This window comes from Advenella kashmirensis WT001 (assembly GCF_000219915.2).
Lineage (GTDB): Bacteria > Pseudomonadota > Gammaproteobacteria > Burkholderiales > Burkholderiaceae_B > Advenella > Advenella kashmirensis.
Map to the genome: position 1 here is coordinate 1,017,779 of NC_017964.1, position 25,834 is coordinate 1,043,612.

A 25,834-nucleotide genomic window follows, 5' to 3' on the forward strand; every position below is an offset into this window, starting at 1 on the left:
GCGGTGGGCCCTGATTATGTTGTCCCGCAGCAGGACACCGGGGCAGTTTCAAATCTGCCCAGGGATGGGTGCAGGCCCGGCCGGGCGCACCGCTAGCCAGCGATAGCTGGTGGCAGCGTTATCAGGACCCACTGCTCAACGAATTGATCGGGCGCCTGAATGTGTCCAATCAGACGCTGGCCCAGGCCGTGGCGCGTTACGATCAGGCGGTGGCAGCAACTGCGCAGTCACGCTCGTCCTTTTTTCCCACGGTCGGCTTTAGTCTGTCGGGCGACCGGGCCAGATCAGCCACCGGCATCGGCAACTCGGTGAACGGCTCCTTATCCCTGCAATGGGAAGCTGATTTATGGGGCAAACTGCGCCGGCAGTATGAGAGCAGCAGCAGCGATGAGCAGGCCAGCAGGGCTGATGTGGCTGCCGCGCGTCTGAGCATGCAATCGACCCTGGCTCAGCAGTATTTTGCCCTGCGCATGCTCGACGAACGCAAGCGCCTGCTGCAGGCCAATGTGCGCGCTTACGAGCGCTCGGTACAGATTAACCAGAACCGTTACGAGCAGGGTGTGGCTGCCCGTGCCGATGTGGTCAGCGCCCAGGCGCAACTGGAGAGTGCGCGCGCCTCGGCCATTGCCATTGAAGCGGATCGCAATGTGCTGGAACATGCCATTGCCGTGCTGGTCGGTCAGCCGCCTGCTTCGTTTGCCATCGAAGCGAAAGCCTACGATGTGAATTTTCCTTCGATTCCGGTGGATGTGCCCTCTACGCTGCTATTGCGGCGTCCCGACATCGTCGCCGCTGAAAGACGGGTGGCAGCAGCCAACGCGCAGATTGGCGTGGCCCAGGCGGCCTGGTTTCCTGATCTGACCTTGGGTGGTTCTGTTGGCAATACCACGGCCACACTGGCGCAGTGGCTGGCATCGCCATTGCAGTTCTGGTCGCTTGGCCCGGCGCTGGCCATGACTGTGCTCGATGGCGGGGCGCGCGCCGGGGCGGTAGATGCCTCCAGGGCATCCTATCGTGCCGAAGTGGCAACCTATCGTCAAACCGTGCTGACCGGACTGCAGGAAGTGGAAGACGCCATCAGTACGCTGCGGGTACTGGAACGACAGCAGGCGGCACAGATGCGCGCACTCACCGCCGCTCGCCAGTCGCTGGCCATTACTCAGAACCAGTATCTGGCCGGACTGGTCGATTATTTGAGCGTCGTGCAGGTACAGTCAACCGCCTACTCGGCAGAGCAGACTGCGCTGCAACTGGAAAGCCAGCGCTTGCAGGCCAGCGTGCAGTTGATTGCCGCGCTTGGCGGGGGCTGGGACAAACAGGCGCTGCAGGCCAGCGCGGCGCCATAAAGGCAATCGGGCGTCACGACGACAGCCAGGGACGCGCTGGTGCAATCCAGGATCGGCTTCTGCCATCGACCGGCGCCTGACTGTTGGCAGCACCCGGCGATGTCGGGCCTATCGGATAAATCGTCAGGGTTGATGATGTGATCGTAAATGCCTGATGCCACAAGGTTCTTCCGGCGCGATCTAAATTGTGTGGTAAAAATAGTTATATTCTTATTGCTGTTTTATCGCAGCTTTCATACAGGTTCTACTGCTATGCCAATTTACAAATGTGAGTCTTCCTCGGTCAATCCCCAGACTTTCCCGCTTGATGAAATCGTGATGGGGCTGCGCGAAGCACGCTTCAAATGGCGCGCAGACCAGAACCGCCTGAAGGAAATGGGCGGACGCCATCTGCCGTCGCCGCATACCATCAACGGGGCATTGGAGCTGGTCATCGGCGCGCTGTTTCCGATGCGCCTGGGGCCGAACGATTTATTGCAGGAAAATGAAGATTTCTATGTCGGCCACACCATTGGCGTTGCGCTGAACACACTGTTGACCCAGGTGCGGCTTGAAGTGCGTCACCAGCATCGCAACGACGTCACTGATCCGGCAGAACTGGAAGAGAAGGCAGTCGGGATTGTGCGGGAATTTGCACGCAAGTTGCCCGGTGTACGCAGCTTGCTGGATACCGATGTCTATGCAGCCTATTCCGGTGACCCGGCCGCCAAGAGTGTGGATGAAGTGTTGTTGTGCTATCCCGGGGTGCTGGCCATGGTCTACCATCGGCTGGCCCATTGCCTGTATACGCTAGGGGTACCGCTGGTGGCGCGCATTGCCGCCGAGCTGGCGCATGGCCAGACCGGCATTGACATTCACCCGGGGGCGCAAATTGGCGCCGGGTTCTTTATTGATCATGGCACCGGCGTGGTCATTGGGGAAACCGCGATTATCGGCGAACGGGTGCGGCTGTATCAGAACGTGACCCTGGGCGCCAAGAGTTTTCCAACCGACAGCAACGGCGATCTGAGCAAGGGTATTGCCCGTCATCCGATTGTTGAGGATGATGTCGTCATATATGCCGGCGCAACGGTGTTGGGTCGGGTGACCATTGGCAAGGGTGCTGTGGTGGGCGGCAACGTATGGCTCACGCATGATGTGGCCCCGGGCTGTTTCGTGCGTCAGGCATCCTCCAGTAACAAGGAAGCGTTGTTCAACGGCAACTGTGATTAAATCGCACCACGGCTCAATGCCGGTGCCAGGCCTGTATGAACAAAATCATACAGGCTTTTTTATTTCCCGCTACTGCGCGTTGCGCGCCTTGCATGGCAAAGGGGACAGGGCAATGGTTGGCCGGCGAAACTTTACGGGTTCTTTAGCTGATCATTGAGCGGATCCGTATCCGCCCATGAGTAGATCATCAACGAGGCCGTCAGCCGGTCAGCTACGGCCCATCAGCCGGCCAGGCCTCGAATGGCGGCAATGCCATGCGCACCGTGTTCACGCGCCACGTTCAGCGTCGCTGCCGATTGACCGCCGATGGCATACACCGGCAGGCCCGCTTCGCCTGCGATGCTGGCAAAACCATCCCAGCCCAGCGGTGGCTGATCCGGATGAGACGGCGTTTCCAGTACGTGCCCCAGCAGCACAAAATCTGCACCCAGGACCTGGGCATACAGCGCATCGGCGGTATTGTGTGCCGAGACGCCGACAAGATACTTTTCCTCTGGCAGTGGACGGGCCTCTGCGAGCAGGGCGTCCTGCGCTCTCAATTGCACCCCGTCTGCCAGCTTCCACCAGGCTTTGGGATGCACGCTGTTGACCAGCACCCGGGCACCGGCCGCATGACAGCACTCAATGGCGCGTTCGAAGATGGCTTTCAGATTGGCTGCCGCCGGACCGTCGGGCCAGCCCGGTTCACGCAATTGCACCAGCCGCAAGCCATTGTCCAGTTGCTGTTGCAAGCCGGCCAGCCATGCTTGGCCATTCTCAGGCGTTTGAATATTCGAAATGGCATAGTGTTCCGGCAGGGCCAGCCAGCGCAGCGGGGCAGGGAGGCCGGCAGCAACTCGCCCAGCTTGCCCGCATCTGCGGGTGTCGTCCAGGCCAGTTGCTGCTCTTCCAGCGATCTGGGCGTGCCTTCCCAGCCGGTCACCCGCCAGAAGGCCAGATTGACAATGGTTTTCGGGTATTCATAGGTAAATGTGACCCATGGCGTGCAGGCATGCACGTCTATACCGAGTTCTTCCTTGAGTTCGCGCACCAGCGCCTGCTTCTGGGATTCACCGTCTTCGATTTTGCCTCCGGGAAACTCCCACCAGTCTTCCCAGGGCTTGCCTTTGGGGCGCTGGCCCAGCAGGATTTCTCCGGTTTGCTCATTCAGGATAACGCCTACCACGACTTTGATATACGGTTTTGTCGCGTTCATTGGGCGGCTCCGCTGTCAGCCTGCGCGTCGGCTGCTGCAGTCATCTGTCTGGCCGCCCAGTCGCGGGCAAAATGCCGGGCCACACGGCCGGAGCGCGAGCCGCGCTCCAGTGTCCATTGCAGGGCCTCGGTCCGGCTTGCAGCGATCGACTCAGGCGGGCAGCCCAATTCGCGCAGCCAGTGCGCGACAATATCCAGGTAGTCATCCTGGCGGAACGGGTAGAACGACAGCCAGATACCAAAGCGCTCGGACAGCGAAATCTTTTCCTCCACGGTTTCACCGGGGTGGATTTCTCCGTCGGACTGGTGTTTGGTGGACAGGTTTTCGTTCATATACTCAGGCATCAGATGCCGGCGGTTGGATGTTGCATAAATGAGCACATTATCGCCCGCCGAGGCAATGGAGCCATCCAGCACTGATTTGAGGGCCTTGTAGCCGGCTTCCCCTTCTTCGAACGACAGGTCGTCACAGAAAATGATGAATCTTTCCGGTCGGCCGGCAACAATATCGACCAGATCGGTCAGGTCGGCCAGGTCGGATTTGTCCATTTCCACCAGACGCAGGCCCTGCGGCGCGTATTCGGCCAGCATGGCCTTGACCAGAGAACTTTTGCCGGTGCCGCGGGCGCCGGTCATCAGCACATTATTGGCCGGTTTCTGCTGCAGAAAATGACGCGTATTGCGATCAATGGTGTCCCGCTGGCGTTCGATATGCAGCAGGTCATCCTTATGGATAGTGGAAATATGCTTGACCGCTTCAAGCCAGCCGGTTGATCCCTTGCGTCGCCAGCGAAAAGCGTGGGCGCTCCAGTCTATCGGCGGGGGCGCCGGCGGCAGCCAGGCGGCCAGCTGGCGCAGGACCTGGTCGGCACGTTCGATCAGGGAGGAGAGGTCGGGACGGGAATCGGGGCTGCTCACTTGCGGGTCCTATGTGGTCAATAGCGGTCAAAATGCATACATTATCATCAAAAAAAGGCCTTTGTCTGTTTCTTGTTGCGGGCTGGAATATAATCACAGCTTGCCGTGAGTTAATTCCCTTTTCTGCTTCAGGATCTGCCTTGAACCTCCCAGAGATTATCCGTCCCATCAACGATGATATGCGCGCCGTGGATGGCGTAATCCGCAAGAAACTCGACTCTGACGTTGTTCTTATCCGCACCATCGGTGAATATATCATCGGGGCAGGCGGCAAACGCATGCGACCTGCATTGGTGCTCATGGCAGCCCGTGCCTTTGGCTATCAGGGGCTGGCTCACCACACGCTGGCTGCGGTGGTAGAGTTTATCCACACGTCCACGCTACTGCATGATGATGTCGTTGATGAGTCCGATCTGCGCCGCGGCCGCGATACGGCCAACGCCGTATTCGGCAATGCCGCCAGCGTGCTGGTGGGCGACTATCTGTATTCCCGGTCATTCGAAATGATGGTCGAGCTCGATTCCATGCGAATCATGCAAGTGCTATCCGCCGCAACCACCGTGATCGCCGAAGGCGAAGTACTGCAGTTGCTCAACGTGCACGACCCGGACGTCTCTGTCGAACGCTACCTCCAGGTTATCCGCTACAAAACGGCCAAGCTTTTTGAGGCCGCCATGCAGACCGGCGCCTTGCTGGCCGGGGCCACGCCGGCGCAGGAAACTGCGGCGGCCGACTATGGTCGCTACGTGGGCACGGCGTTTCAGTTGATTGACGACGTGCTCGATTACACTGGCGACGTCGAATCGCTGGGTAAAAACGTCGGTGATGATCTGCGCGAGGGCAAACCGACACTGCCGCTGATCCGCGTTATGCAGGTGGGAACGCCGCAGCAGCGTTCCCTCATCCACAAGGCGATTGAAACCGGCGAGGCCGATTTTGCCGAGGTGGCCCGCGCCATCAACGACACCGATGCCCTGGAGTACACCCGGCAGGTGGCCCGCGAAGAGGCTGAACGAGCCCGCGCTGCGCTGCAGGCGTTCCCTGATTCCGAATTCCGCGAATCGTTGCTGGCGTTTTGTACATTCGCTACCGAACGCGACCGTTGATCCGGGCCGATGCCATCCGCGCATCGGTAGCTCCATTCTGCTTATTGGTCTTGATTCTGCCGCTCAGGGTTTACCTGAGTCGCGAATCTGCCTGCGCGCGCCTGATAAAAAATTGGGTTATAGTTGTCTGGTAAAACCGTGTTCACGGCCAGCGCAGCGGCGTACGGCCTGAATTTAAAAATAATTTTTTTGAGGTTCAAGATGATCAAGAGCAAACTGAAAGCAGCCTTACTGGGATTTGCCATCACGTTGGCTGTGCCGGTAACTACCGTTGCCCAAGCACAGGACAAAGAGCTTGTGGTTGCCACCGATACCGCTTTTGTGCCCTTCGAATTCAAGCAGGACGGCAAATATGTGGGTTTTGACGTTGAATTGTGGGACGCGCTGGCCAAGGACATGGGCGTCAAATACCGCCTGCAGCCCATGGATTTTAATGGCATCATTCCCGGTCTGCAGACCAAGAATATAGACGTGGCGCTCGCGGGCATCACCATCAAGGATGAGCGCAAAAAGGTCATCGATTTCTCTGATCCTTATTACGAGAGCGGTATTGCCATCCTGACATCGGTCAAGAACAAGGACACGATCAAGACAGCCAAGGATCTGGCCGGCAAGGACGTGGCGGCAAAAACGGGAACCGCGACGGTCGATTTCCTGAAAAAGGAAGTGCCGGATGCCAAGGTCAAACTGTTCCCCAATATCGACAACGCATTTCTTGATCTGGCCACCGGCCGTGTCGATGCGGTCGTGCACGATACCCCCAATGTACAGTATTACGCCAATACCGGCGGCAAGGGCAAAGTCGTGGTAACCGGCTCCGTACAAAGCGGCGACTTCTATGGCATTGCTTTTCCCAAGGGCAGCGACCTGATCGAGAAAGTTAACGCGTCACTTAAGAAACTGAAAGAAAATGGCGAATACGACAAAATCTATACCAAATGGTTTGGTCAGGCGGTGAAGTAATTGCCTGCGCTCCCCGTGTATGACCATACATCGTGGGTGCTGCATCGCCGGAAATAGCGATCCGGTGATTGTCTCCATGCGGATACAGTCACCGGATTTTGCTTTTTGCGGTCACAATATTCAAACAGGATTCACACATGGATTTTGACTTTTCCGTTGTCCAGGACGCGTTGCCCAGCCTCATGGCAGGTACCTGGGTCACCATCAAGATTACATTCTGGGGGCTTTTTGGCGGGGTGCTGCTCGGGGCCATTACGGGCGTGATCAGGGCCTACATTCCGTCCCTGTTTTGCGCCGAAACCATTCGCCGCAATCCGGTTGCCGGCATTCTTGGCCCGCTTCTGAGCCTGATTGCCCAGCTCTATGTGCTGGTGGTGCGAGGCACGCCCATCGTGGTGCAGGTCATGTTCATTTATTTTGCCCTGCCCTTGCTTATGGACCTGCGCGTGGACGGCATGTCGGCCGCCATTGCTACCTTGATCATCAATTCCGGGGCGTATATTGCCGAAATTGTGCGCGGCGCGCTGCAGTCGGTGCCCAAGGGCCTGTTCGAGGCCGGGCAGTCGATGGGTCTGTCCTTTCACAGGATTCTGCTCAAGATTATCTGGCCGGTGGCGTTTCGTCGGATGATCCCCGCGTTGGGCAATCAGTGCATTATCAGCCTGAAGGACTCATCGCTCTTTATCGTTATTGGCGTGGCCGAGCTGACCCGCCAGGGACAGGAAATCATGGCCGCCAACTTTCGTGCGGTGGAAATCTGGGGCGCTGTCGCCGTCATTTACCTGATTCTGAACGGCCTGATTGCACTGGCTCTGAAAATCATGGAACACAGGATGCGTAACGTATGAGTATGGTTACCTTTGAAAATGTCGTCAAAAAATTTGGCGACAATACGATTTTGAATGACATCAGCCTGAGCATTGAAAAAGGTGAAGTGGTAGTGGTGGTCGGGCCTCGGGTTCGGGAAAATCCACCTTTCTGCGCTGCATCAATGCCCTGGAAACCATCCAGGAAGGCGATATCCGGGTGGGCGAGCTCAGTGTGCGCGGCACCCAGGCCGAGGTGCGCGAGTTGCGTCGCGAAGCGGGCATGGTGTTTCAGCAGTTCAACCTCTTCCCGCAACTGACCGCGCTGGAAAATGTCATGTTCGGTCCGCTGGAGTCGCGCGGCGTGTCAAAGCAACAGGCGCGCACCGAAGCCATCGCGCTGCTCGATAAGGTCGGGCTGGCCGAGAGAATGAATCATTATCCGAGCGAGCTGTCCGGCGGCCAGCAGCAGCGGGTGGCCATTGCCCGTTCGCTGGCGGTCAGGCCGCTACTGATGCTGTTTGACGAGCCGACCTCGGCACTGGATCCGGAGTTGCGCCATGAGGTGCTCAAAGTGATGAAGGATCTGGCCGAAGAGGGTATGACGATGGTGGTGGTGACGCACGAAATGGATTTCGCCAGGAAGGTCGGTAGTCGCCTGCTTTTTATTGATAACGGCAAAATTGCCCACGACGGCAAACCGGCAGAGCTGCTGTCTTCACCGCCAAGCCAGCGTTTGAAAGACTTTCTGCAGCATGTGGTGTAAATTACAAGGTTCCCCCCGTTTTTTCCAGGAAGTAGTCAGAAATGCCCCAATATCGTTCCAAAACCTCGACCCACGGTCGTAATATGGCCGGTGCGCGTGCCTTGTGGCGCGCCACAGGCATGAAAGACGGCGATTTCGGCAAGCCGATCGTTGCCGTGGTTAACTCTTTTACCCAGTTTGTTCCGGGGCACGTGCACCTGAAGGACATGGGGCAGCTGGTTGCGCGGCAAATTGAGGCGGCCGGTGGTGTGGCCAAGGAATTCAATACGATTGCGGTTGACGATGGTATTGCCATGGGGCACGGCGGCATGCTGTATTCGCTGCCCTCGCGCGAACTGATTGCCGATTCGGTCGAATATATGGTCAACGCGCATTGCGCCGATGCCATGGTCTGTATTTCCAACTGCGACAAGATCACCCCGGGTATGCTTATGGCTGCCATGCGGCTGAACATTCCGGTGGTCTTTGTTTCTGGCGGTCCGATGGAGGCCGGGAAAGTGCTTGCCCCGGAAACCAACAAGGTGATCAAGCTGGATCTGGTCGACGCCATGATCAAGGCGGGCGATCCGACCGTATCGGACGCCGAAACCGAAGAAATTGAACGCAACGCATGCCCCACTTGCGGCTCCTGTTCCGGCATGTTCACGGCCAATTCCATGAACTGCCTGACCGAAGTGCTGGGCCTGTCCCTGCCGGGCAATGGCACGATCGTGGCTACCCATGCCCGCCGTCGCGCGCTTTTTGAACGTGCCGGCCATCTGGTGGTTGAACTGTGCAAGCGCTATTACGAACAGGACGATGCCTCTGTGTTGCCGCGCTCCATCGCGACCAAGGCTGCCTTTGAAAACGCCATGACACTGGATGTGGCCATGGGCGGTTCTACCAACACCGTGCTGCATTTGCTGGCTGCGGCCCAGGAAGCGGGCGTTGATTTCACCATGGCCGACATTGACCGCATATCGCGTCATGTACCATGTGTCTGCAAAGTGGCGCCTGCGACCAATAAGTTTCATATCGAAGACGTGCATCGCGCCGGCGGCGTGATCGCCATTCTGGGCGAACTCAGTCGCGCAGGCCTGCTGGACTTAAACGCTGGTAATGCGCATAGCGGGACGCTGGGCAAAGCCATTGAACAGTGGGATATCAACAGCGGCCATGCCACGGACGAGGTCAAGACATTCTTCAAAGCCTCTCCCGGCGGGGTGCCCACTCAGGTGGCCTTCAGCCAGGACCGGCAGTTTGCCGAACTGGATCTGGATCGCGCCGAAGGCTGTATCCGCGACAAAGCTCATGCCTATTCGCAGGATGGCGGTCTGGCGGTGCTGTACGGTAACCTGGCGGAAAACGGCTGTATTGTCAAAACTGCCGGTGTGGATGAAAGTATCCTGAAGTTTACCGGCCGGGCCATTGTGTTCGAAAGCCAGGAAGATGCGACCGAAGGCATCCTGGGCGGCAAGGTCAGGGAAGGTCACGTTGTCATTATTCGCTACGAAGGACCAAAAGGGGGCCCGGGCATGCAGGAAATGCTGTACCCCACGTCTTACCTCAAATCCAAGGGACTGGGTGCCAAGGCGGCGTTGCTCACCGACGGTCGTTTCTCGGGCGGTTCTTCAGGCCTGGTGATCGGCCATGCTTCTCCGGAAGCGGCAGAAGGCGGCACCATAGGCCTGGTACATGATGATGACGTGATCGAGATCGATATTCCAAACCGCACAATCAACCTGGCGGTGGATGAAACCGAACTGACGCGTCGTCGTGCAGAGATGGAAAATCGCGGCCAAAGCGCCTGGCATCCGGTACATCGTGAGCGTTATGTATCGCAGGCGCTCAAAGCCTATGCCGCGATGGCCACTTCGGCCGATCGCGGCGCAGTGCGCGACATCAGTCAACTGATAAAATAAAGTGAAGCACCCATGCGGCCGGTTTATCCGGCCGTTATTCTTTGTACCGGCAGTCACTGTTGTTGCGCATTTTTTCCTGTTGTATTCACAAACCAGGAGAGACACGTATGACAAAGGCAGACAAAGCAGCAGATAGCGGAAAAGCCGATAGCAAGACAAAGCCCCGGCCAGGCAGGCGGGACGCAGATCGGACCGGGCGCAGCGACAAGCGCGCCGATCTGGCGGCACGGGAAGCCGGTGACCGCTTGCATGATCGCCCCTCAGCCAACACGCGGCTGGGCAAACCTCGCAAAAGGGACTTTCCGGTGAGCCAGGCGCGACGTTACCTGGAACCGGGACCCATCGTGCTGGTCTCTTCGCACTGGCAGGGGCGCGACAATATCATGACCATGGGCTGGCATTGCATTCTGGAATTTGCGCCCTCATTGTTCGGTTGCATGATTTCATCGGGCAATCACAGTTTCGATATGATCAGAAAGAGCGGGGAATGCGTTATCAACCTGCCTACCACTGTACTCACTGATATTGTCTGCCGCATTGGCAATTGCAGTGGCAGCGCGGTGGACAAATTTGCCGAATTTGGCCTGACCGCCAGCCCGGCAGAATGGGTAAGCGCGCCGATTATCGAGCAATGCCATGCCGCGTTTGAATGCAAACTGCATGACGACGTGCTGGTCGACAAATACAATTACTTCGTCTTCGAGATTGTGAAGGCGCATGTCGCCGCTCGGCCGGCACACCGGAAACACTGCACTATACCGGTGACGGCGTGTTCATGGTGGCCGGCAAAGTTATCAGCCGCCGTAGCCTGTTTACCAAAGTGCTGTAGCAATCCCCATCCAGGCAGGCCAAGCGGCGGCACCGTCGCGCCTGCCGCCTGTCTGGGCTAACCCGAATTGCGCAGGCCGGTGGCAATGCCGTTGATGGTCAGATGGATGGTGCGCTGGCTGCGCATTTGTTCGAGCTTGGACGGCTCTTCCTGGGCATCTTCCAATGCACGCTGGCGCCGGATGACCTCGACCTGCAGATAATTCAACGGGTCGGTATAGGCAAAGCGCTCCTGCAGGGCGGCCTTCAGGGTGGGGTTGTCCGCCAGCAAATCCTGCTGTTTGATGGCAAACAGCGCATCACGCGTTAATCCGAATTCCTGTTCGATCATCCCGAAAATGCTGCGGCGTATCTGTTCGTCGGCAACCAGTTCGCTGTACTGGCGTCCGATGTCCATATCGGTTTTGGCCAGGACCATTTCCATATTGGACAGCACGGTCTGGAAAAACGGCCAGTGCTCGGCCATGTCACGCAGCAATTGCGTACGTGATTGCTGCGTGCTGCCGTCGTCCGTGCCGGTGCCCAGGCGGATGAATGTGTCGATTGCCGTGCCCACGCCATACCAGCCGGTGATCATCAACCGGCATTGCGCCCAGGAAAAGCCCCAGGGGATGGCGCGCAGATCTTCGATGCGCTGTCCCTTTTTGCGCGAGGCAGGGCGCGAGCCGATATTTAAGCCTGCAATTTCATTGATGGGCGTGGCGGCAAAAAAATAATCAACAAAGCCCGGGGTGTCATACACCAGCCGGCGGTAGGCATGCTGGGCGGTATCCGAGAGCCAGGCCATGGTCTGCGTATAGCGCCGCATTGTGTCGGCATCCTTGCGCGTTTCCTCGTGCGGCGCCAGGCTGCTCAGTAGCGTTGCCGAAACAAGCAGTTCCAGATTGATGCGTCCGCTTTCGGCATTTTTGTATTTGCTCTGGATCACCTCGCCCTGTTCAGTCAGCCGGATTTGGCCGTCGACCGTACCGGGCGGTTGCGCCAGGATCGCATCGAAGCTGGAGCCGCCGCCACGGCCGACAGAACCGCCGCGGCCGTGAAACAGCCGCAGACGTACGTCATGGCGACGGAATACCTCAAGCAATTGCAATTCGGCGTTATATAAAGACCAGTTGGAGGTCAGGTAACCGCCATCCTTATTGCTGTCCGAATAGCCCAGCATGACTTCCTGGATATCGTCCTGGGCATGGGTGACGCGCTCGCGCACCGGGGGCAGCGACAGCCAGCGGTCCATGATGGCCGGGCCGGCCTCCAGATCGGGGATGGTTTCAAAAAGCGGAACCACAATCAGGCCATCGCCTGGCGCCACAGGCATGCGCTGGCCCGCATCGTCACGCTGTTGCGAGATCAGCCCGGTTTCCTGCTGCAGTACCAGCACTTCCAGCAGATCACTGAGCGTTTCGGTATGGGACACAATATACTGGGTAATCGCATTGTTCCCGTAATGGCGCCGTACAGAAGCGGCAGCCTGCAAAATGGCCAGTTCCTTGCGGGTTTCTTCACTGTACTGCTGCCAGGGCGAAACCAGGGGGCGACTATCGTCCAGTTCGGCCAGCAACACAGCGATTTTCTGTTCTTCATCCAGCTGGTCATACTGGACCGGCTTGCCGTTATGCTTGATCGCTGCACGCTGATACAGTTCGGTCAGAATGCGCTCGTGTACGTCCGAGCTTTGCCGCAGATCAAGCGCAGCCAGGTGAAATCCAAACACGGCCACCGCCTGTTGCAGCTCCTGCAAACGCAAGGGCACCACGCGCCGGCATGGTTGTCGCAGAGCGATCGGGCAATGACCGCCAGGTCTGCCGCAAATGCGGCTGGATCATCATAGGGATCGGCCGGTACTGTATTGCGCAGAGCCAGGTCATGATCAGTCAGCTGTTTTGCCGTTGCCGCCAGGCGCGCGTACACGCCGATCAGTGCGCGGCGATAGGGCTCATCCAGGCGGTGGCGTGACTGATCCGGGCTGGCCTCCGACAGGCTGGCCAGTTCTGGCGTGACCTGCGTTAGCGAGGTGCTTAGCGACAGTTCGGAGCCCAGCAGATGCACCTGCGCTAGGTAATATTCGAACAGCGTGGTGGCATGGCGGTTCATCGCATGTGTGAGGGTGTCGGCGTTCACGTTGGGATTGCCGTCGCGATCGCCGCCAATCCAGGAACCCATTTTCAGGAAGGTAGGCATCAGCGCCGCATTGTCCGGTTGCGCACCCAGACTGCGAGCAAATGTGGTGTACAGGTTAGGAATGGCTTTCAGAAAGGTCGTGCTGAAATAGGCGACTGCATTTTCAATTTCGTCATTGACCGTCAGCTTGTTAAAGCGCAGCATGCGCGTCAGCCAGAGCGTTTTGATATAGCCGGTCAGCTCCAGCGCCAGTTGATGGCTTTCTTCTTCGGTCAGGCGACTGTCGATGGCCACCAGGCACTGGCTGATGTGTCGATGCAGATCCAGCGTGCTTTTGCGTTGTACTTCCGTCGGGTGAGCTGTCAGCACCGGGACAATCATGGTTTTTGCCAGAAATTCGCGAACCTGACCGCGCTGCACACCATGGCGTTCCAGTTCTGTCAGCGTGTGTCCCAGGGTGCCGATCTGGGCGTCGTTGCTGCTGAGCAACCGGCGGCGCTGGCGCTTTTGCTGATCGCGGTCTTCAGCCAGATTGGCCAGGTGCAGGAAATAACTGAAGGCACGCGACAGAGTATTGGCCTGGTCATCGGACAAGGCCGTCAGCTTCTCGATCATCGTATCGCGTTCCTGCTGGAGGCCTTCTCGCTTGAAGCGTACCGCAGCGCGGCGCACAGTCTCAATGACGTCAAAAATCGGCTGGCCTTCCGATTCACGAATGGCGGCCCCAAGGATCCTGCCCAGCAGGCGGATGTCCTGCTGCATTTCATTTCTGTCTGTGCTTGCGTTGTCCACGTTATCTCTTGTTCCGGTTGGTTGAAGGGATTGAGTCATTTTAATTGTAGGGGGTTTTTCTGGGTGCCGTATTCGGTTTACTGAAACTGCATCTTTTTGGATTTGCCGCAGACGCTCAGGTTCGATGATGTTCTTGCCGGTAAAGGGCCGGTCGTTGACCAGAATGAGGAACGAGATGCTGGCGAAACTTAGTGAAATAAGCACGACGGCTTTGCGCAGCTCATGACGGGTGTGATAATGAATATCGTATATCACATACATGCAGACGCTCAGAAGAATCAGCAGCACCAGCCATTTCTGCATATTGATGTGATAAGTGGCCACATTGAGCCGCTCGTCACGGGCTTCCCGGACCTGTTTCAGATACGTACTGACCAGCGCCATTTGTGAACTGACATAGGGGTCATCGCGGACCTCGATGGCGGTTTTTGCCGCATTAATGGTCAGGACATCCAGCGCCGATTCGGTCTGCTCGCTGAGCTGGTCGCGTCCCATGCGTGGCCATTCATCCTGAACGGCAGCATTCACATAGGTCAGCAGGCGGGCGCGCAAGTCTGTATTGATCTGCTCAGGCATATGCTTGAGCACCCTGAGCGCATCGTGAACTGCACCAGCCTCCTGCTCTGTGGCCGCCTGGCCTTTCTCATTTTCCTTCCATACGTCACTGGCCATGAACGCCATATTCAGGCCAATGGGCACCAGCAGACCTGAAATAAGCGTATGGCTCAGGGCGCTGCTGCGCGGGGACGTGCTATTGCTGCGCTGCCGGCGAATAATCAGGACGATGAGGCCGGACAGAGCAAGAAAAAAAACAATGCACAGGGCCCAGACCAGAAAGATGGGTATATCGAACAGCAGATTGTAAAAATGCATGACTTTCCTCAGGGGCGGCGGCAGTGCAGATAATGTAATCCATCATGTAAGACATCATAAAGCGGTCAATCCGGTTCTATGACCTTTTGTATTCTACCTGCTGCGCGCGCGCGGCCAATATGGGGTCTATTGCAATTGAAAAAAAAGCGCTGACGACTTCACCCCCAGTCGCCCCTGAACAAGGGACAAAAGCGGCAGCGGTCGCGCGATCGGCCTCACATTGCCCGCGCGATGCGCGATAATGGACTTTGACAATAATAGTGCGTAACCCTCAGGAAATTGCAGTGATGAATGAGTCCACGATCGCCTCTCTCGCCTTTGATCGCTTTCTGTATCTTGCCAACGACCCGCAGGTGATTGAAGCCTGTCTGCATCCGGATGCACCCGTATTGCCCCCGGCCCACGTCGATATCGCGTTGCGGGACGATATTTCTACCGATGAAATCACGCCGGTAGCCATCATGTCGCACTATGACGACAAGCTTGGCGGGTTTGCCTATACCGGGGTACAGGCTGGCGGGCGCACGCCTATTGCCAGGCATGCAGTCAGGCAGGCTGGTATACAGGTGGTCGTGGCGGGCAACCGTTATGGCAAGGGATCGTCGCGCGAGCATAGCCCGGCAGCTGAAAAGCATGCCGGCGTGCGCCTGGTGTTTGCGCGCAGCTTTGAGCGGATCTATCGGCAGAATGCCGACAATATCGGATTGCTGACGTCCACCAATTTTGCCCTGCTGGCGCAGTTGCGAGCCGGCCAAAGCATTACGCTTGAACAGGTCCTGCAAGAGCGCGATGTACTGACCCAGGCCATTTTGCGCAGCGGCGGACTGCTCAATTATGGCAAACGCTATCTTGCCAGAAGTCGTCCGCAGACCGTTGCCGACAGTGACAAGCCGCAGACGCTGTTTGAAAAAATTATTGCCCGGCATGTTTTGCGCACGGAGCAGACTGGTACCGATCTGACGCCAGGCACAGGTATCTTTCTGCGTGCCGACTGGCGTTTCATCCACGAGTATTACACCGGCATGGCGGCACATATGCTGTACCAGACCTATACCGCGCCGTTGCAATTGTTTGATACTGAAAAAGTGATTGCCTTCGAGGACCACACGTCCTACATGCACGAGAGTCCCGCGCATTTGCGCCAGGGGCTGGTGCCGAACATGCTGCGCATGTGTCAGGCTCATCGCGATTTTGTGAAAGCAACCGGCCTGCGTTGGCATCGCACGCTGACTGAGGGCGAAGCCCTGCAGGATGACGGCAGCAACGTAGCCGGTATTTCACATGCAATGATGGCCGAACATTATGCCCTTCCCGGACAAGTGGTGGTCGGCACAGACTCACATACCCCGCATAGCGGAGCTCTGGGTTGTGTCGCCTTCGGGGTGGGCACAACCGATATGGCCAATGCCTTTATGACCGGTGCCGTCCGCATTACGATGCCGCCTTGCATTCTGGTGCGACTGCAGGGCACCCTGCCGGCAGGCGTGGCGGCCAAGGACATCGTCCTGCATCTGCTGGCGCTGCCGCAAATTCGTGCCGGCAAGGGCGTGGGCAGGGTGTTCGAATTCACTGGCGAAGTCATCGACGACCTGTCGGTGGATGAACGGGCGACGCTGACCAATATGTGTGCGGAGCTGGGTGGCTTTACCGGCATTGTTGCTCCCGATGCCCGAACCGTGCAGTTTCTGAAGGAACGCCGGGGCGTGGACTTTGAGCTGGCTGACTGGATGCATAGTGACCCGGGCGCCAGCTATGAACAACAGATTACAGTGGATTGTTCAGCGCTGGATGTGCTGGTGGCAGCTCCCGGCGATCCGGGCAACGGGCGGCCGGTGGCTTCTTTGGGAGAAACGATTGCCATAGACATCGCCTATGGCGGCTCCTGTACTGCCGGAAAGCGCGAAGATTTCGATCAGTATCACGCCGTATTGGCCTGGGGGTTGCAGCAAGGCCTGCATGTGGCGCCCCATGTGCAACTGTATTTGCAGTATGGCACCACGGCGGTCCGCGACTATTGCGTGCAACAAGGCTATGACCAGGTATTCGAACGCATGGGCGCAACAATATTGCAACCGTCCTGCGGGGCCTGCGCCAACTGCGGACCTGGTTCGTCGACCGACACCGACCAGATTACCATCAGCGCGATCAATCGCAATTTTCCGGGACGTTCCGGCCCGGGCAAGGTTTGGCTGGGTAGCCCGGCCACGGTCATGGCCAGCGCGCTGGCAGGTCATATCTGTTCGTTTTCCCAGTTGCAAAAGCAGGTAACGACGGGTCAGTTGCCTGTCTAGGTCAATTGTGCAGCGGGCAGCCGCAGATGCGTCCTGCAGCAAGCGGCTATGGTTTGCACCCATATAGCCTGCATCAATATGGCCTACAGAAAAGTATGCGCCTCGATCAATGCCGCTGCGATCTGGCCGATCCGACGCTGAGTCTGCATGGCCTTTTTGCGCAGCATCTGGTAGGCCTGGTCTTCGTCCACGCCATGCATTTTCATCAAAATGCCTTTGGCTTTTTCAACATCCTGGCGTTCAGCCAGTCGTTGCCTGGTGTCATCAAGCTCCAGGCGGCGCGCCTGTTCAAGCGAGAAGCGTTCGATGGCCACGTCCAGCAACGAGAGCAGGCGGGCCGCAGGAACTTCGCCTACGACATAAGCGGCAACGCCGGCCCTGATCGAGGCCTGCATGAAGCTGCGATCATTGTCATTGGTAAACATGACCACCGGCAATGCACTGTCATGTGAGCGCATGCAGAGGCCTTCGAGCGTATCGCGACACGAGGCATCTGCGCTGACCAGTACGACGTCGGGTTTGATACCCGCCAGCGCAGCAGCAAAATCGGCCAGCGGCGATAATTCGGCCACGACGTGAATGCCGGCAGCCTGCAGCTTGTCGCGCAGGGTATCGTTCTGTTCATCACGGATCAACATCACATTCAGCATTTTTCTTTCCTCTTGGTACATACAAAGCAAAAGGCGTGCCGCTTTTTGTCGACTGTACCGCCGGTGATGCTCGTTTTGAGTGCGTCCCGCTCCCGGCGATGTGGCGGATCGGCGACGGCAAGCGAGACATGCACCGATGTTGTGCGCTGCATCATTCAATTGCTTACTCTCAATGGCGCCCGCGCGCTCGCCCAGCCCGGTCGCAGTCAAAAACACTCGTTACCGCAGTTAGTCAACGCATTCTGTCACTCTATGGACGGTAAACTGGCATGCAACTTGCTTAGGTTTTCGTGAGGACCAATGGCGGTCGTCATCAGCAATGACAGCATTCAGGACAACGGCGTCCTGCAGGTACGTTTTTAAAACGTATCCGCAGGACGCTTTTTATTTTGGGGTAATGATGAACAGTCGGAAGAAAACGGACGCAACAGGCAATTCGGACGGGGTTCGTTCCCGCAAGCAGGCGGCACAGGACGCCATTGCGCCGGGCAGCGTGTATCGGCGGCAATGGATGCTGTCAGTGGCGCGCTCGGCTGCAGGCATGGGTGCACTTGGCCTGGCAGATCCCTTTTTGCGCCATGGCGCCTGGGCCGCCGGGTCGGACGCACCGGAAAAGACCGAGGTCAGGATCGGCTTCATTCCCCTGACCGACTGCGCCTCGGTGATCATGGCGGCCGAGCTGGGCATCGACAAAAAATACGGAATAAAGATTATTCCGAGCAAGGAAGCGTCCTGGGCCGCCGTGCGTGACAAGCTCATCAATGGCAATCTGGACTGCGCGCATGCATTGTACGGCATGATTTACGGCCTGCAGGTGGGGATTGGTGGTCCGCAAACCGACATGGCCGTGCTCATGGGGCTGAATCAGAACGGGCAGGGCATTACGCTTGCCAAGGCATTGCACGAGCGCGGCGTATCAGACGGCGCATCACTGAAAAAAGCCATGGCAACGCTGGATCGGCAACTGACCTTCGCACAAACCTTTCCCACCAGCACGCATGCCATGTGGCTTTATTATTGGCTGGCTGCGCATGATATTCATCCATTTAACGATGTTCGTGTCATTACCGTGCCACCGCCGCAAATGGTGGCCAATATGATGATCGGCAATATGGATGGGTACTGCGTGGGTGAACCATGGAACGCGCGGGCGGTGATCGATAAAATTGGCTTTACCGCCGTGACTACACAGGAAATTTGGCAGGATCATCCGGAAAAAGTGCTGGGTACCACGGCCCGGTTTGCAGACCAGTATCCCAATACCGCCAGGGCTGTGACGGCAGCCATTCTTGAAGCCGGCCGGTGGATCGACAGCTCGCCGGCCAATATTGAGCAAACGGCCAAGGTGATTGCCGCCAAGTCCTATGTCAACACGCAGGCCGATGTGATTATCGGCCGCATGCTGGGCAAGTACGACAACGGCATCGGCAAGATTGCAGACAGCGCGCATCCCATGCGGTTTTATGGCAACGGGGCAGCAACCTTTCCTTATCTGAGTGATGGCATGTGGTTCCTGACCCAGCAAAAGCGCTGGGGCTTGCTCAAATCGCATCCCGACTATCTGGCTGTGGCAAAAAAAATCAATCGTATCGACATCTACAAGGCGGCCGCCCAGGCCAGTGGCACGCCGTTGCCGGCCAGCGAAAACCGTTCTTCGACGCTGATCGATGGCGTGCTTTGGGATGGCAGCGATCCGGCGGCCTATGCCGACAGCTTTGCCGTTCATGTGTAATTGCGGGAGAAACAGATGAACACAGCAACTAAAGCAGTAACTACGCAGCCATGGACCGACTGGCCTGTCATGGCATGGCTGACCAGGCTGGGCTATCCGCTCATCGGGCTGATGGCAGTTGTCATTGTCTGGGAGATGGTTGCCGGAAAAATCGCCGGCATCCCCACGCCCTTGGCCACCTTGATGGCCGCGGTCACGTTATTCCAGGATCCGTTCTATCGCAACGGCCCGAATGATGTAGGTATCGGCTGGAACGTGCTGGCTTCGTTGTGGCGGGTCGGGGTTGGGTTTGGCCTGGCGGCGCTGGTCGGTATTCCGGCGGGATTCATTATCGGTCGCTATGCGCCGATACGCAAAATGACGGCGCCGGTGATCAGCCTGCTACGCCCTGTCTCGCCCTTGGCCTGGTTGCCGCTGGGATTGTTGATGTTCAGGCCGCCGAGCCGGCAGCCATCTGGGCCATCTTCATCTGCTCCATCTGGCCGATGATCATCAATACGGCAGACGGGGTAGCGCGGGTGCCTGCCGACTATCTGAACATTGCCAGGGTGCTGAATCTGTCTGAACGCAAAGTGCTTACCAGTATTCTTCTGCCCTCGGTTCTGCCTTATGTGCTGACAGGTGTACGCCTGTCTATCGGGACCGCCTGGCTGGTGATCGTGGCCGCAGAGATGCTGACCGGCGGCACCGGTATCGGCTTCTGGCTTTGGGATGAATGGAACAACCTGAATGTGCAGCACATCATTATCGCCATTTTCATTATCGGCCTGGTCGGCCTGCTGCTTGATGCCGCTTTGCTGGCTGTGGCCAGACGCTTTGCCTTTACCGAGGAGTAACGCATGGAAAAGTATGTTGCAGTTGAATCGGTCAGTCAGGTTTTCGATACTGCTCATGGGCCGTTCACGGCGCTGAACAATATTAATCTGGCGATCCGCAAGGGAGAGTTTGTCTCTCTGATCGGGCATTCGGGTTGTGGCAAATCCACGCTGCTCAATCTCATTGCCGGCTTGAACAAGCCCAGCAGCGGCGTGCTTATTTGTGATCAGCGCGAAATAGCCGGACCGGGGCCCGATCGGGCCATGGTGTTTCAGAATCATTCGCTGCTGCCGTGGTACACCTGTTTTCAGAATGTCTATCTGGCGGTGGAACGCGTTTTCGGCGCCAGCGAAACCAAAGCGCGCCTGCGTGAGCGCACTGCGGCGGCACTGGAACTGGTAGATCTGGCCCATGCCAGCAGCAAGTATCCCCGTGAAATATCAGGCGGCATGAAGCAGCGGGTAGGGATCGCGCGGGCGCTGGCCATCGAACCCAAGGTGTTGCTGATGGATGAGCCTTTGGCGCCCTGGATGCGCTGACACGCGCGCATTTGCAGGATGCCCTGTTGCGCATCGTCAAGCGCACGCAAAGCACGGTCGTGATGGTGACGCACGATGTGGACGAAGCCGTGCTTCTGTCGGACCGGATTGTGATGCTGACCAACGGGCCGGCTGCCACGATAGGCCAGATCCTGGCGATCCAGCTGCCGGCCCGTCGTGACCGTGTAGCACTGGCTGCCGATCCGCGCTATCTGCAATACCGCGCTGCAGTGATGAAATTTTTACATCAACGCTATTCGAATCCTGAGCAGGGCACCCGTCTTGCGCTGGTTGACGCCGAGCAGGCCGAACAGGCCGCGCTGGAACAGGACAGTGCAATTGTCGCTTAGACCCCGGGATCAATCACAAATGAATACAGGCAATATCATGAAAAAACGTAAACTGGTACTGATCGGCAATGGGATGGCGGGAGTTCGCACCATCGAAGAGTTGCTCAAACTGGACGATCAGCTGTATGACATTACCATTATTGGCAGCGAAGCTATCCCAATTACAACCGGATTCTGTTGTCACCCGTATTGACGGGCGAACAGACTATCCAGGATATTATCCTGAACGATCAGTCCTGGTATGACAACAATAATATCAATTTGTTGATGAACCAGTCGGTCACCACCATTGACCGGGTACGTCGACAGGTGCATACCGCAGATGGCACAGTGGTTCCTTACGATCGGCTACTGCTGGCCACAGGCTCCAATCCGTTTATCCTGCCGGTGCCCGGCAATACGCTGGATGGCGTCGTAACGTTCCGTGATATCAACGATGTGAACCTGATGATCGAAGCGGCAGGCTTGCGGCGCCATGCGGTGGTCATTGGCGGCGGTCTGCTGGGACTGGAGGCGGCCAATGGCCTGGCCGTGCGTGGCATGGCGGTCACCGTGGTGCATCTGGGTGACACGCTGCTGGATCGCCAGCTTGATGAACAGGCAGCCAACATGCTGCGCACCAGTTTGGAAGCACGTGGCCTGCAATTTTTGATGGCACATCAAACCAGCGAAATCATCGATGATGGCCATGGACGGGTCGGGGCGATCCGTTTTGCCAACGGCCATGAAATGCCCGCCGATCTGGTGGTCATGGCTGTGGGTATTCGTCCCAACGTGGCACTGGCTGCCAACGCCGGGTTACATGTTGATCGCGGGATTGTGGTCAGCGACACCATGCAGACATATGATCCGAGTATTTACGCGGTGGGCGAGTGTGTGAGCCATCGCGGCACTGCTTACGGTCTGGTTGCGCCGCTCTTTGAACAGGCCAAGGTGGCGGCCAATCACCTGGCCATGTATGGCATTGCCCGTTATGAAGGCAGTGTGACCTCCACTAAATTGAAAGTGACTGGTATTGATGTATTTTCTGCCGGCGATTTTATGGGCGATGCCAAAACCGATTGCATTACATTGGCCGATCCTGAAGGCGGCGTATATAAAAAACTGGTGGTGCAGGACAACAAGCTGGTGGGCGCCTGCCTTTATGGCGATACGGCAGATGGTGCCTGGTATTTCCGCTTGATTCGCGAAGGCAGATCAATTCATGAAATTCGCGACCAGTTAATGTTTGGCGAAGGGGCGGTGGGCGATACCGGGCACGCCGGCGAGAACAAGGTGGCGGGCATGCCCGATACCGCCGAGGTATGCGGGTGTAATGGGGTGTGCAAGAGTACCATCGTCAAGGCGATTCGCGAACAGGGCCTGTTTACCGTTGATGACATCAGAAAACATACCAAGGCTGCCAGTTCCTGCGGGTCATGCACCGGGCTGGTCGAGCAGATCCTGATCAATTGTGTCGGTGGCGCTGCCGATGTAAAGCCAAAATCGGCACGACCCATTTGTGGCTGCACCGATGTAACGCACGGACAGGCGCGCAAAGTGATTCGCCAGCAACATCTGACCACCATTGCAGACGCCATGCATTTTATGGAATGGCGAACACCTGATGGCTGCGCAACATGCCGGCCTGCGCTCAACTACTATCTGCGATCCACCTGGCCAGGCGAGGCCGTTGATGATGGCGCCTCGCGCCTGGTGAACGAACGCATGCATGCCAATATTCAGAAAGACGGCACCTATTCCGTTGTGCCGCGCATCTGGGGCGGGGTAACCAATCCGGCAGAGCTCAGAAGAATTGCAGATGTGGCAGATAAATACGCCATTCCCATGGTCAAGGTGACCGGCGGGCAGCGGATTGATTTGCTTGGCGTGCGCAAGGAAGATTTGACCAGTGTCTGGAAGGATCTGGATATGCCGTCAGGTCATGCCTATGGCAAGAGCCTGCGCACCGTGAAGACCTGCGTAGGCAGCGAATTCTGTCGCTTTGGGACACAGGACTCCACCGGCATGGGTATTGCACTTGAAAAGGATTTGGTCGGCATGTGGAGCCCGCACAAGGTGAAGCTCGCCGTGTCCGGCTGTCCACGCAATTGTTCCGAATCGGGAATCAAGGATGTGGGCATTATCGCGGTCGATTCCGGCTGGGAAATCTATGTCGGCGGCAATGGCGGCATCAAAACGGAAGTTGCGCAGTTCTTTGTCAAGGTCGAAACACAGGAAGACGTGCTGCAATACTGCGGGGCTTTTTTGCAGCTGTATCGTGAAGAGGCCTATTACCTGGAACGCACCGTTCATTATCTGGCGCGGGTTGGGCTGGAACATGCAAAAGAGCAGGTTATCAGCAACGCCGCGAATCGCGCGGCGCTGTATGAGCGGCTGCGCTTTGCGTTGTCCTTCGAACAGGACCCCTGGCAGGACCGTGTAGAGAAGCGGATTGCGGCGCCCGAACTTGAAACCCTGAATGTGTGAGGACACGATGAAAGTCTGTGAAAAATGGACGCCTGTGTGCGCCACTAACGAGATTCCCGCACGCGGCGCGCGTGTGATTCGCCGTCACGGCCTTGACGACATTGCGGTGTTCCGTAGCGGCGAAGGCGCTGTCTATGCCATCGTCGATAAATGCCCTCATAAAGGCGGTCCCCTGTCGGCGGGACTGGTGCATGGCGCCTCGGTTACCTGCCCGCTGCATGGCATGGTCATTGATCTGCCCACGGGACAAGTGCAGGCACCGGACGAGGGATGTGTCAGGACAATTGCCGTCAAAATCGATCAGGACCGGGTCTGCCTGGATCTGGGTGAAGGACAGTAGCCATGAATGCCCCGGTGCCCATCCAGCTGGTTCAGAATATGACAGATGAGATACGCGTTACCCGTTCGATTTGCTGCTATTGCGGCACCGGCTGCGGCGTACGCATTCACAGCAAGGGGGAGCATGTATTGTCTGTGGAAGGAGATATGGATCATCCATCCAGCGCGGGACTGCTGTGCAGCAAAGGCATGGCGCTGCCCGGCACGATACGACGGGATACGACAAGGGTATTGCATGCGCGTCTGCGCGACAGGCAGACGGGCAACTACCGTGAGATCAATATGTCCGAGGCCTTTGACGTTGCGGCAAAGGTGATCAGCAGCACTGTGCGTGAAGCTGGCCCGCAGGCCATGGGTTTTTATTTGTCGGGTCAGCTGCTGACCGAAGATTACGCCATCTTCAACAAAATGGCCCGTGTGCTGGTCGGGACTAATAACATCGACACCAACTCGCGGTTGTGCATGTCCAGTGCCGTGACCGGATACAAAATGACGCTTGGCGCCGACGCGCCACCGGCAAGCTATGAGGACATCGCGCTGGCCGACACGGTTCTGATTGCCGGCTCGAATATGGCCTATGCGCACCCGGTGTTGTTTCGGCGACTGATGCAGGCACGGCAGGCACGCCCGCATATGAAAATTATTGTGATCGACCCGCGTAATACGGACACGGCACAGGCGGCCGACCTGCACCTGGCGGTGACGCCGGGTGCAGACGTGGCACTGTTTCACGCGATGCTCAATGTCATGGTGTGGGAAAACCTGATAGACGATGACTATATCGCACGCTACACGGAAGGTTTCCCGGCGCTGAAGGATCGCATTCGGGACTTTACGCCCGCAGCAGCGGAGCAGGTGTGTGGTGTTACCGCCGCCGATATTGTGACTGCGGCCAGATGGTTTGCCCAAAGCGCCGCCACATTGTCGATGTACACCATGGGCCTGAATCAATCCAGCAGTGGTACGGCCAAGAACATGTCGTTGATTCACTTGCATCTGGCTACCGGTCATATCGGCCGACCGGGCACAGGTCCATTTTCGCTGACAGGTCAGCCCAATGCCATGGGCGGGCGCGAAGCCGGCGCCATGGCGACCCTGTTGCCAGGACATCGTGATCCGATGAATGCAACGCATCGTCAGGAGGTTGCCACCTTGTGGGGGACCGATAGTTTACCGGCGGCACCAGGATATCCAGCCATAGCCATGTTTGATGCCTTGCTGGAAAAACGGCTTCGGGTGCTTTGGATCGCAGCCACGAACCCGGCACAGTCTATGCCCGATCAGGCCAGGGTGCGCAAGGCGATGCAGAATGCAGACTTTGTGATTGTGCAGGAAGCGTATGCCGATTCGGAAACGCTGGCCTACGCCGATCTCATTATGCCGGCTGCGACCTGGCCTGAAAAAGAAGGCACGGTCACCAATTCGGAGCGCCGGATCAGCCGTGTACGGGCTGCCATTTCGGCGCCCGGCGACGCGCTGGCAGACTGGAAAATTGTGCAACAGGTGGCTAAGCGCGTGGCCCGTCAGATTGCACCGGCCAAGGAGGCCCTTTTCAATTATGCTGACGAAGCACAAATTTTCGCCGAGCATGCGGCGCTGACTGCTGGTCGAGATCTGGACTACAGCGCAGTCAGTTTTGCTTTGCTGGAGCAGCTTGGCCCGGTGCAGTGGCCGTTCGTGAAAACGGGTACCGTCCGTCTGTATGCCGATAATGTTTTTGCGACGGCAAATGGGCGGGCCCGCTTCGCCGATGTGGGCTATGTTGCGCCGGTCGAAAATATCTCCGCCCATTACCCGCTGCGACTGACGACAGCGCCTGCGTGAT

13 protein-coding genes and 7 pseudogenes are annotated in these 25,834 nt (G+C 57.6%); 15 read left to right on the plus strand and 5 right to left on the minus strand.

Translation table 11 applies throughout. From position 1 onward, the window contains the following. Positions 1-68 precede the first annotated feature (68 nt). On the plus strand, positions 69-1,346 hold the full coding sequence (locus tag TKWG_RS04795) for an efflux transporter outer membrane subunit (protein ID WP_014749745.1): 1,278 nt from the start codon (positions 69-71) through the stop codon (positions 1,344-1,346). Positions 1,347-1,598: 252 nt separating this feature from the next. Further along, a complete protein-coding gene (gene epsC / locus TKWG_RS04800) occupies positions 1,599-2,558 on the plus strand; it encodes a serine O-acetyltransferase EpsC (RefSeq protein ID WP_014749746.1) in 960 nt (319 codons plus the stop codon). A gap of 221 nt (positions 2,559-2,779) precedes the next feature. Here epsC and TKWG_RS04805 read toward each other — a convergent pair. Next, positions 2,780-3,753: pseudogene (locus TKWG_RS04805) on the minus strand (Nudix family hydrolase). Then, entirely contained in the window at positions 3,750-4,670 is a 921-nt protein-coding gene (locus tag TKWG_RS04810; protein WP_014749747.1) for an ATP-binding protein, read from the minus strand. The pseudogene TKWG_RS04805 and the gene TKWG_RS04810 overlap by 4 nt, the downstream one beginning before the upstream one ends. A 140-nt stretch (positions 4,671-4,810) precedes the next feature. On the opposite strand from TKWG_RS04810, the gene ispB reads away from it, so the two are divergent. From ispB to TKWG_RS04840, 6 genes and pseudogenes are all read left to right on the plus strand, one after another. Beyond that, the gene (gene ispB, locus TKWG_RS04815) at positions 4,811-5,776 is read left to right on the plus strand and encodes an octaprenyl diphosphate synthase (RefSeq protein WP_014749748.1); all 966 of its coding nucleotides are present in this window, start codon (positions 4,811-4,813) and stop codon (positions 5,774-5,776) included. 201 nt (positions 5,777-5,977) lie between these two features. After that, positions 5,978-6,739 (plus strand): glutamine ABC transporter substrate-binding protein GlnH, encoded by a 762-nt coding sequence (glnH, locus tag TKWG_RS04820; protein ID WP_014749749.1) that lies wholly within the window; start codon positions 5,978-5,980, stop codon positions 6,737-6,739. A 137-nt stretch (positions 6,740-6,876) separates the two neighbouring features. Beyond that, complete coding sequence (gene glnP, locus TKWG_RS04825; RefSeq protein WP_014749750.1) at positions 6,877-7,587, plus strand: glutamine ABC transporter permease GlnP; 711 nt, start codon at positions 6,877-6,879, stop codon at positions 7,585-7,587. After that, positions 7,584-8,311, plus strand: a pseudogene (glnQ, locus tag TKWG_RS04830) (glutamine ABC transporter ATP-binding protein GlnQ). Before glnP ends, glnQ begins: the two are co-directional and overlap by 4 nt. A 41-nt stretch (positions 8,312-8,352) precedes the next feature. Then, entirely contained in the window at positions 8,353-10,212 is a 1,860-nt protein-coding gene (gene ilvD / locus TKWG_RS04835; protein ID WP_014749752.1) for a dihydroxy-acid dehydratase, read from the plus strand. Between the two features lie 107 nt (positions 10,213-10,319). Beyond that, positions 10,320-11,102: a flavin reductase family protein gene (locus tag TKWG_RS04840; RefSeq protein WP_014749753.1), complete on the plus strand. Its 783-nt coding sequence runs from the start codon at positions 10,320-10,322 to the stop codon at positions 11,100-11,102. Here the strand turns inward: TKWG_RS04840 and ppc are convergent. Next, a pseudogene (gene ppc, locus TKWG_RS04845) lies at positions 11,099-13,920 on the minus strand (phosphoenolpyruvate carboxylase). The gene TKWG_RS04840 and the pseudogene ppc overlap by 4 nt on opposite strands. Positions 13,921-14,073: 153 nt before the next feature. Further along, positions 14,074-14,823, minus strand: a pseudogene (locus TKWG_RS27470) (bestrophin-like domain); the annotation flags it as partial. Between the two features lie 287 nt (positions 14,824-15,110). On the opposite strand from TKWG_RS27470, the gene TKWG_RS04850 reads away from it, so the two are divergent. Next, positions 15,111-17,114, plus strand: coding sequence for an aconitase family protein (locus TKWG_RS04850; RefSeq protein ID WP_014749754.1), 2,004 nt, complete (start codon positions 15,111-15,113; stop codon positions 17,112-17,114). 83 nt (positions 17,115-17,197) lie between these two features. On the opposite strand, the gene TKWG_RS04855 is transcribed toward TKWG_RS04850, so the two are convergent. Continuing rightward, positions 17,198-17,764: an ANTAR domain-containing response regulator gene (locus TKWG_RS04855; RefSeq protein ID WP_014749755.1), complete on the minus strand. Its 567-nt coding sequence runs from the start codon at positions 17,762-17,764 to the stop codon at positions 17,198-17,200. A 511-nt stretch (positions 17,765-18,275) separates the two neighbouring features. Between TKWG_RS04855 and TKWG_RS04860 the strand changes: the two genes are divergently transcribed. The 6 genes and pseudogenes from TKWG_RS04860 to TKWG_RS04885 all read left to right on the plus strand — a co-directional run bounded on the left by TKWG_RS04860 (position 18,276) and on the right by TKWG_RS04885 (position 25,833). Beyond that, positions 18,276-19,496 (plus strand): CmpA/NrtA family ABC transporter substrate-binding protein, encoded by a 1,221-nt coding sequence (locus tag TKWG_RS04860; RefSeq protein WP_050981703.1) that lies wholly within the window; start codon positions 18,276-18,278, stop codon positions 19,494-19,496. Between the two features lie 111 nt (positions 19,497-19,607). Further along, a pseudogene (gene ntrB / locus TKWG_RS22935) lies at positions 19,608-20,332 on the plus strand (nitrate ABC transporter permease). A gap of 3 nt (positions 20,333-20,335) precedes the next feature. After that, positions 20,336-21,201: pseudogene (locus TKWG_RS04870) on the plus strand (ABC transporter ATP-binding protein). A 37-nt stretch (positions 21,202-21,238) separates the two neighbouring features. Beyond that, positions 21,239-23,670: pseudogene (gene nirB / locus TKWG_RS04875) on the plus strand (nitrite reductase large subunit NirB). Then, positions 23,663-24,010, plus strand: a complete 348-nt coding sequence (gene nirD / locus TKWG_RS04880; RefSeq protein WP_014749763.1) for a nitrite reductase small subunit NirD — start codon at positions 23,663-23,665, stop codon at positions 24,008-24,010. The pseudogene nirB and the gene nirD overlap by 8 nt, the downstream one beginning before the upstream one ends. Before the next feature lie 2 nt (positions 24,011-24,012). Beyond that, positions 24,013-25,833, plus strand: a complete 1,821-nt coding sequence (locus TKWG_RS04885; RefSeq protein ID WP_407636889.1) for a molybdopterin-dependent oxidoreductase — start codon at positions 24,013-24,015, stop codon at positions 25,831-25,833. The last annotated feature ends 1 nt before the right edge of the window (position 25,834 follow it).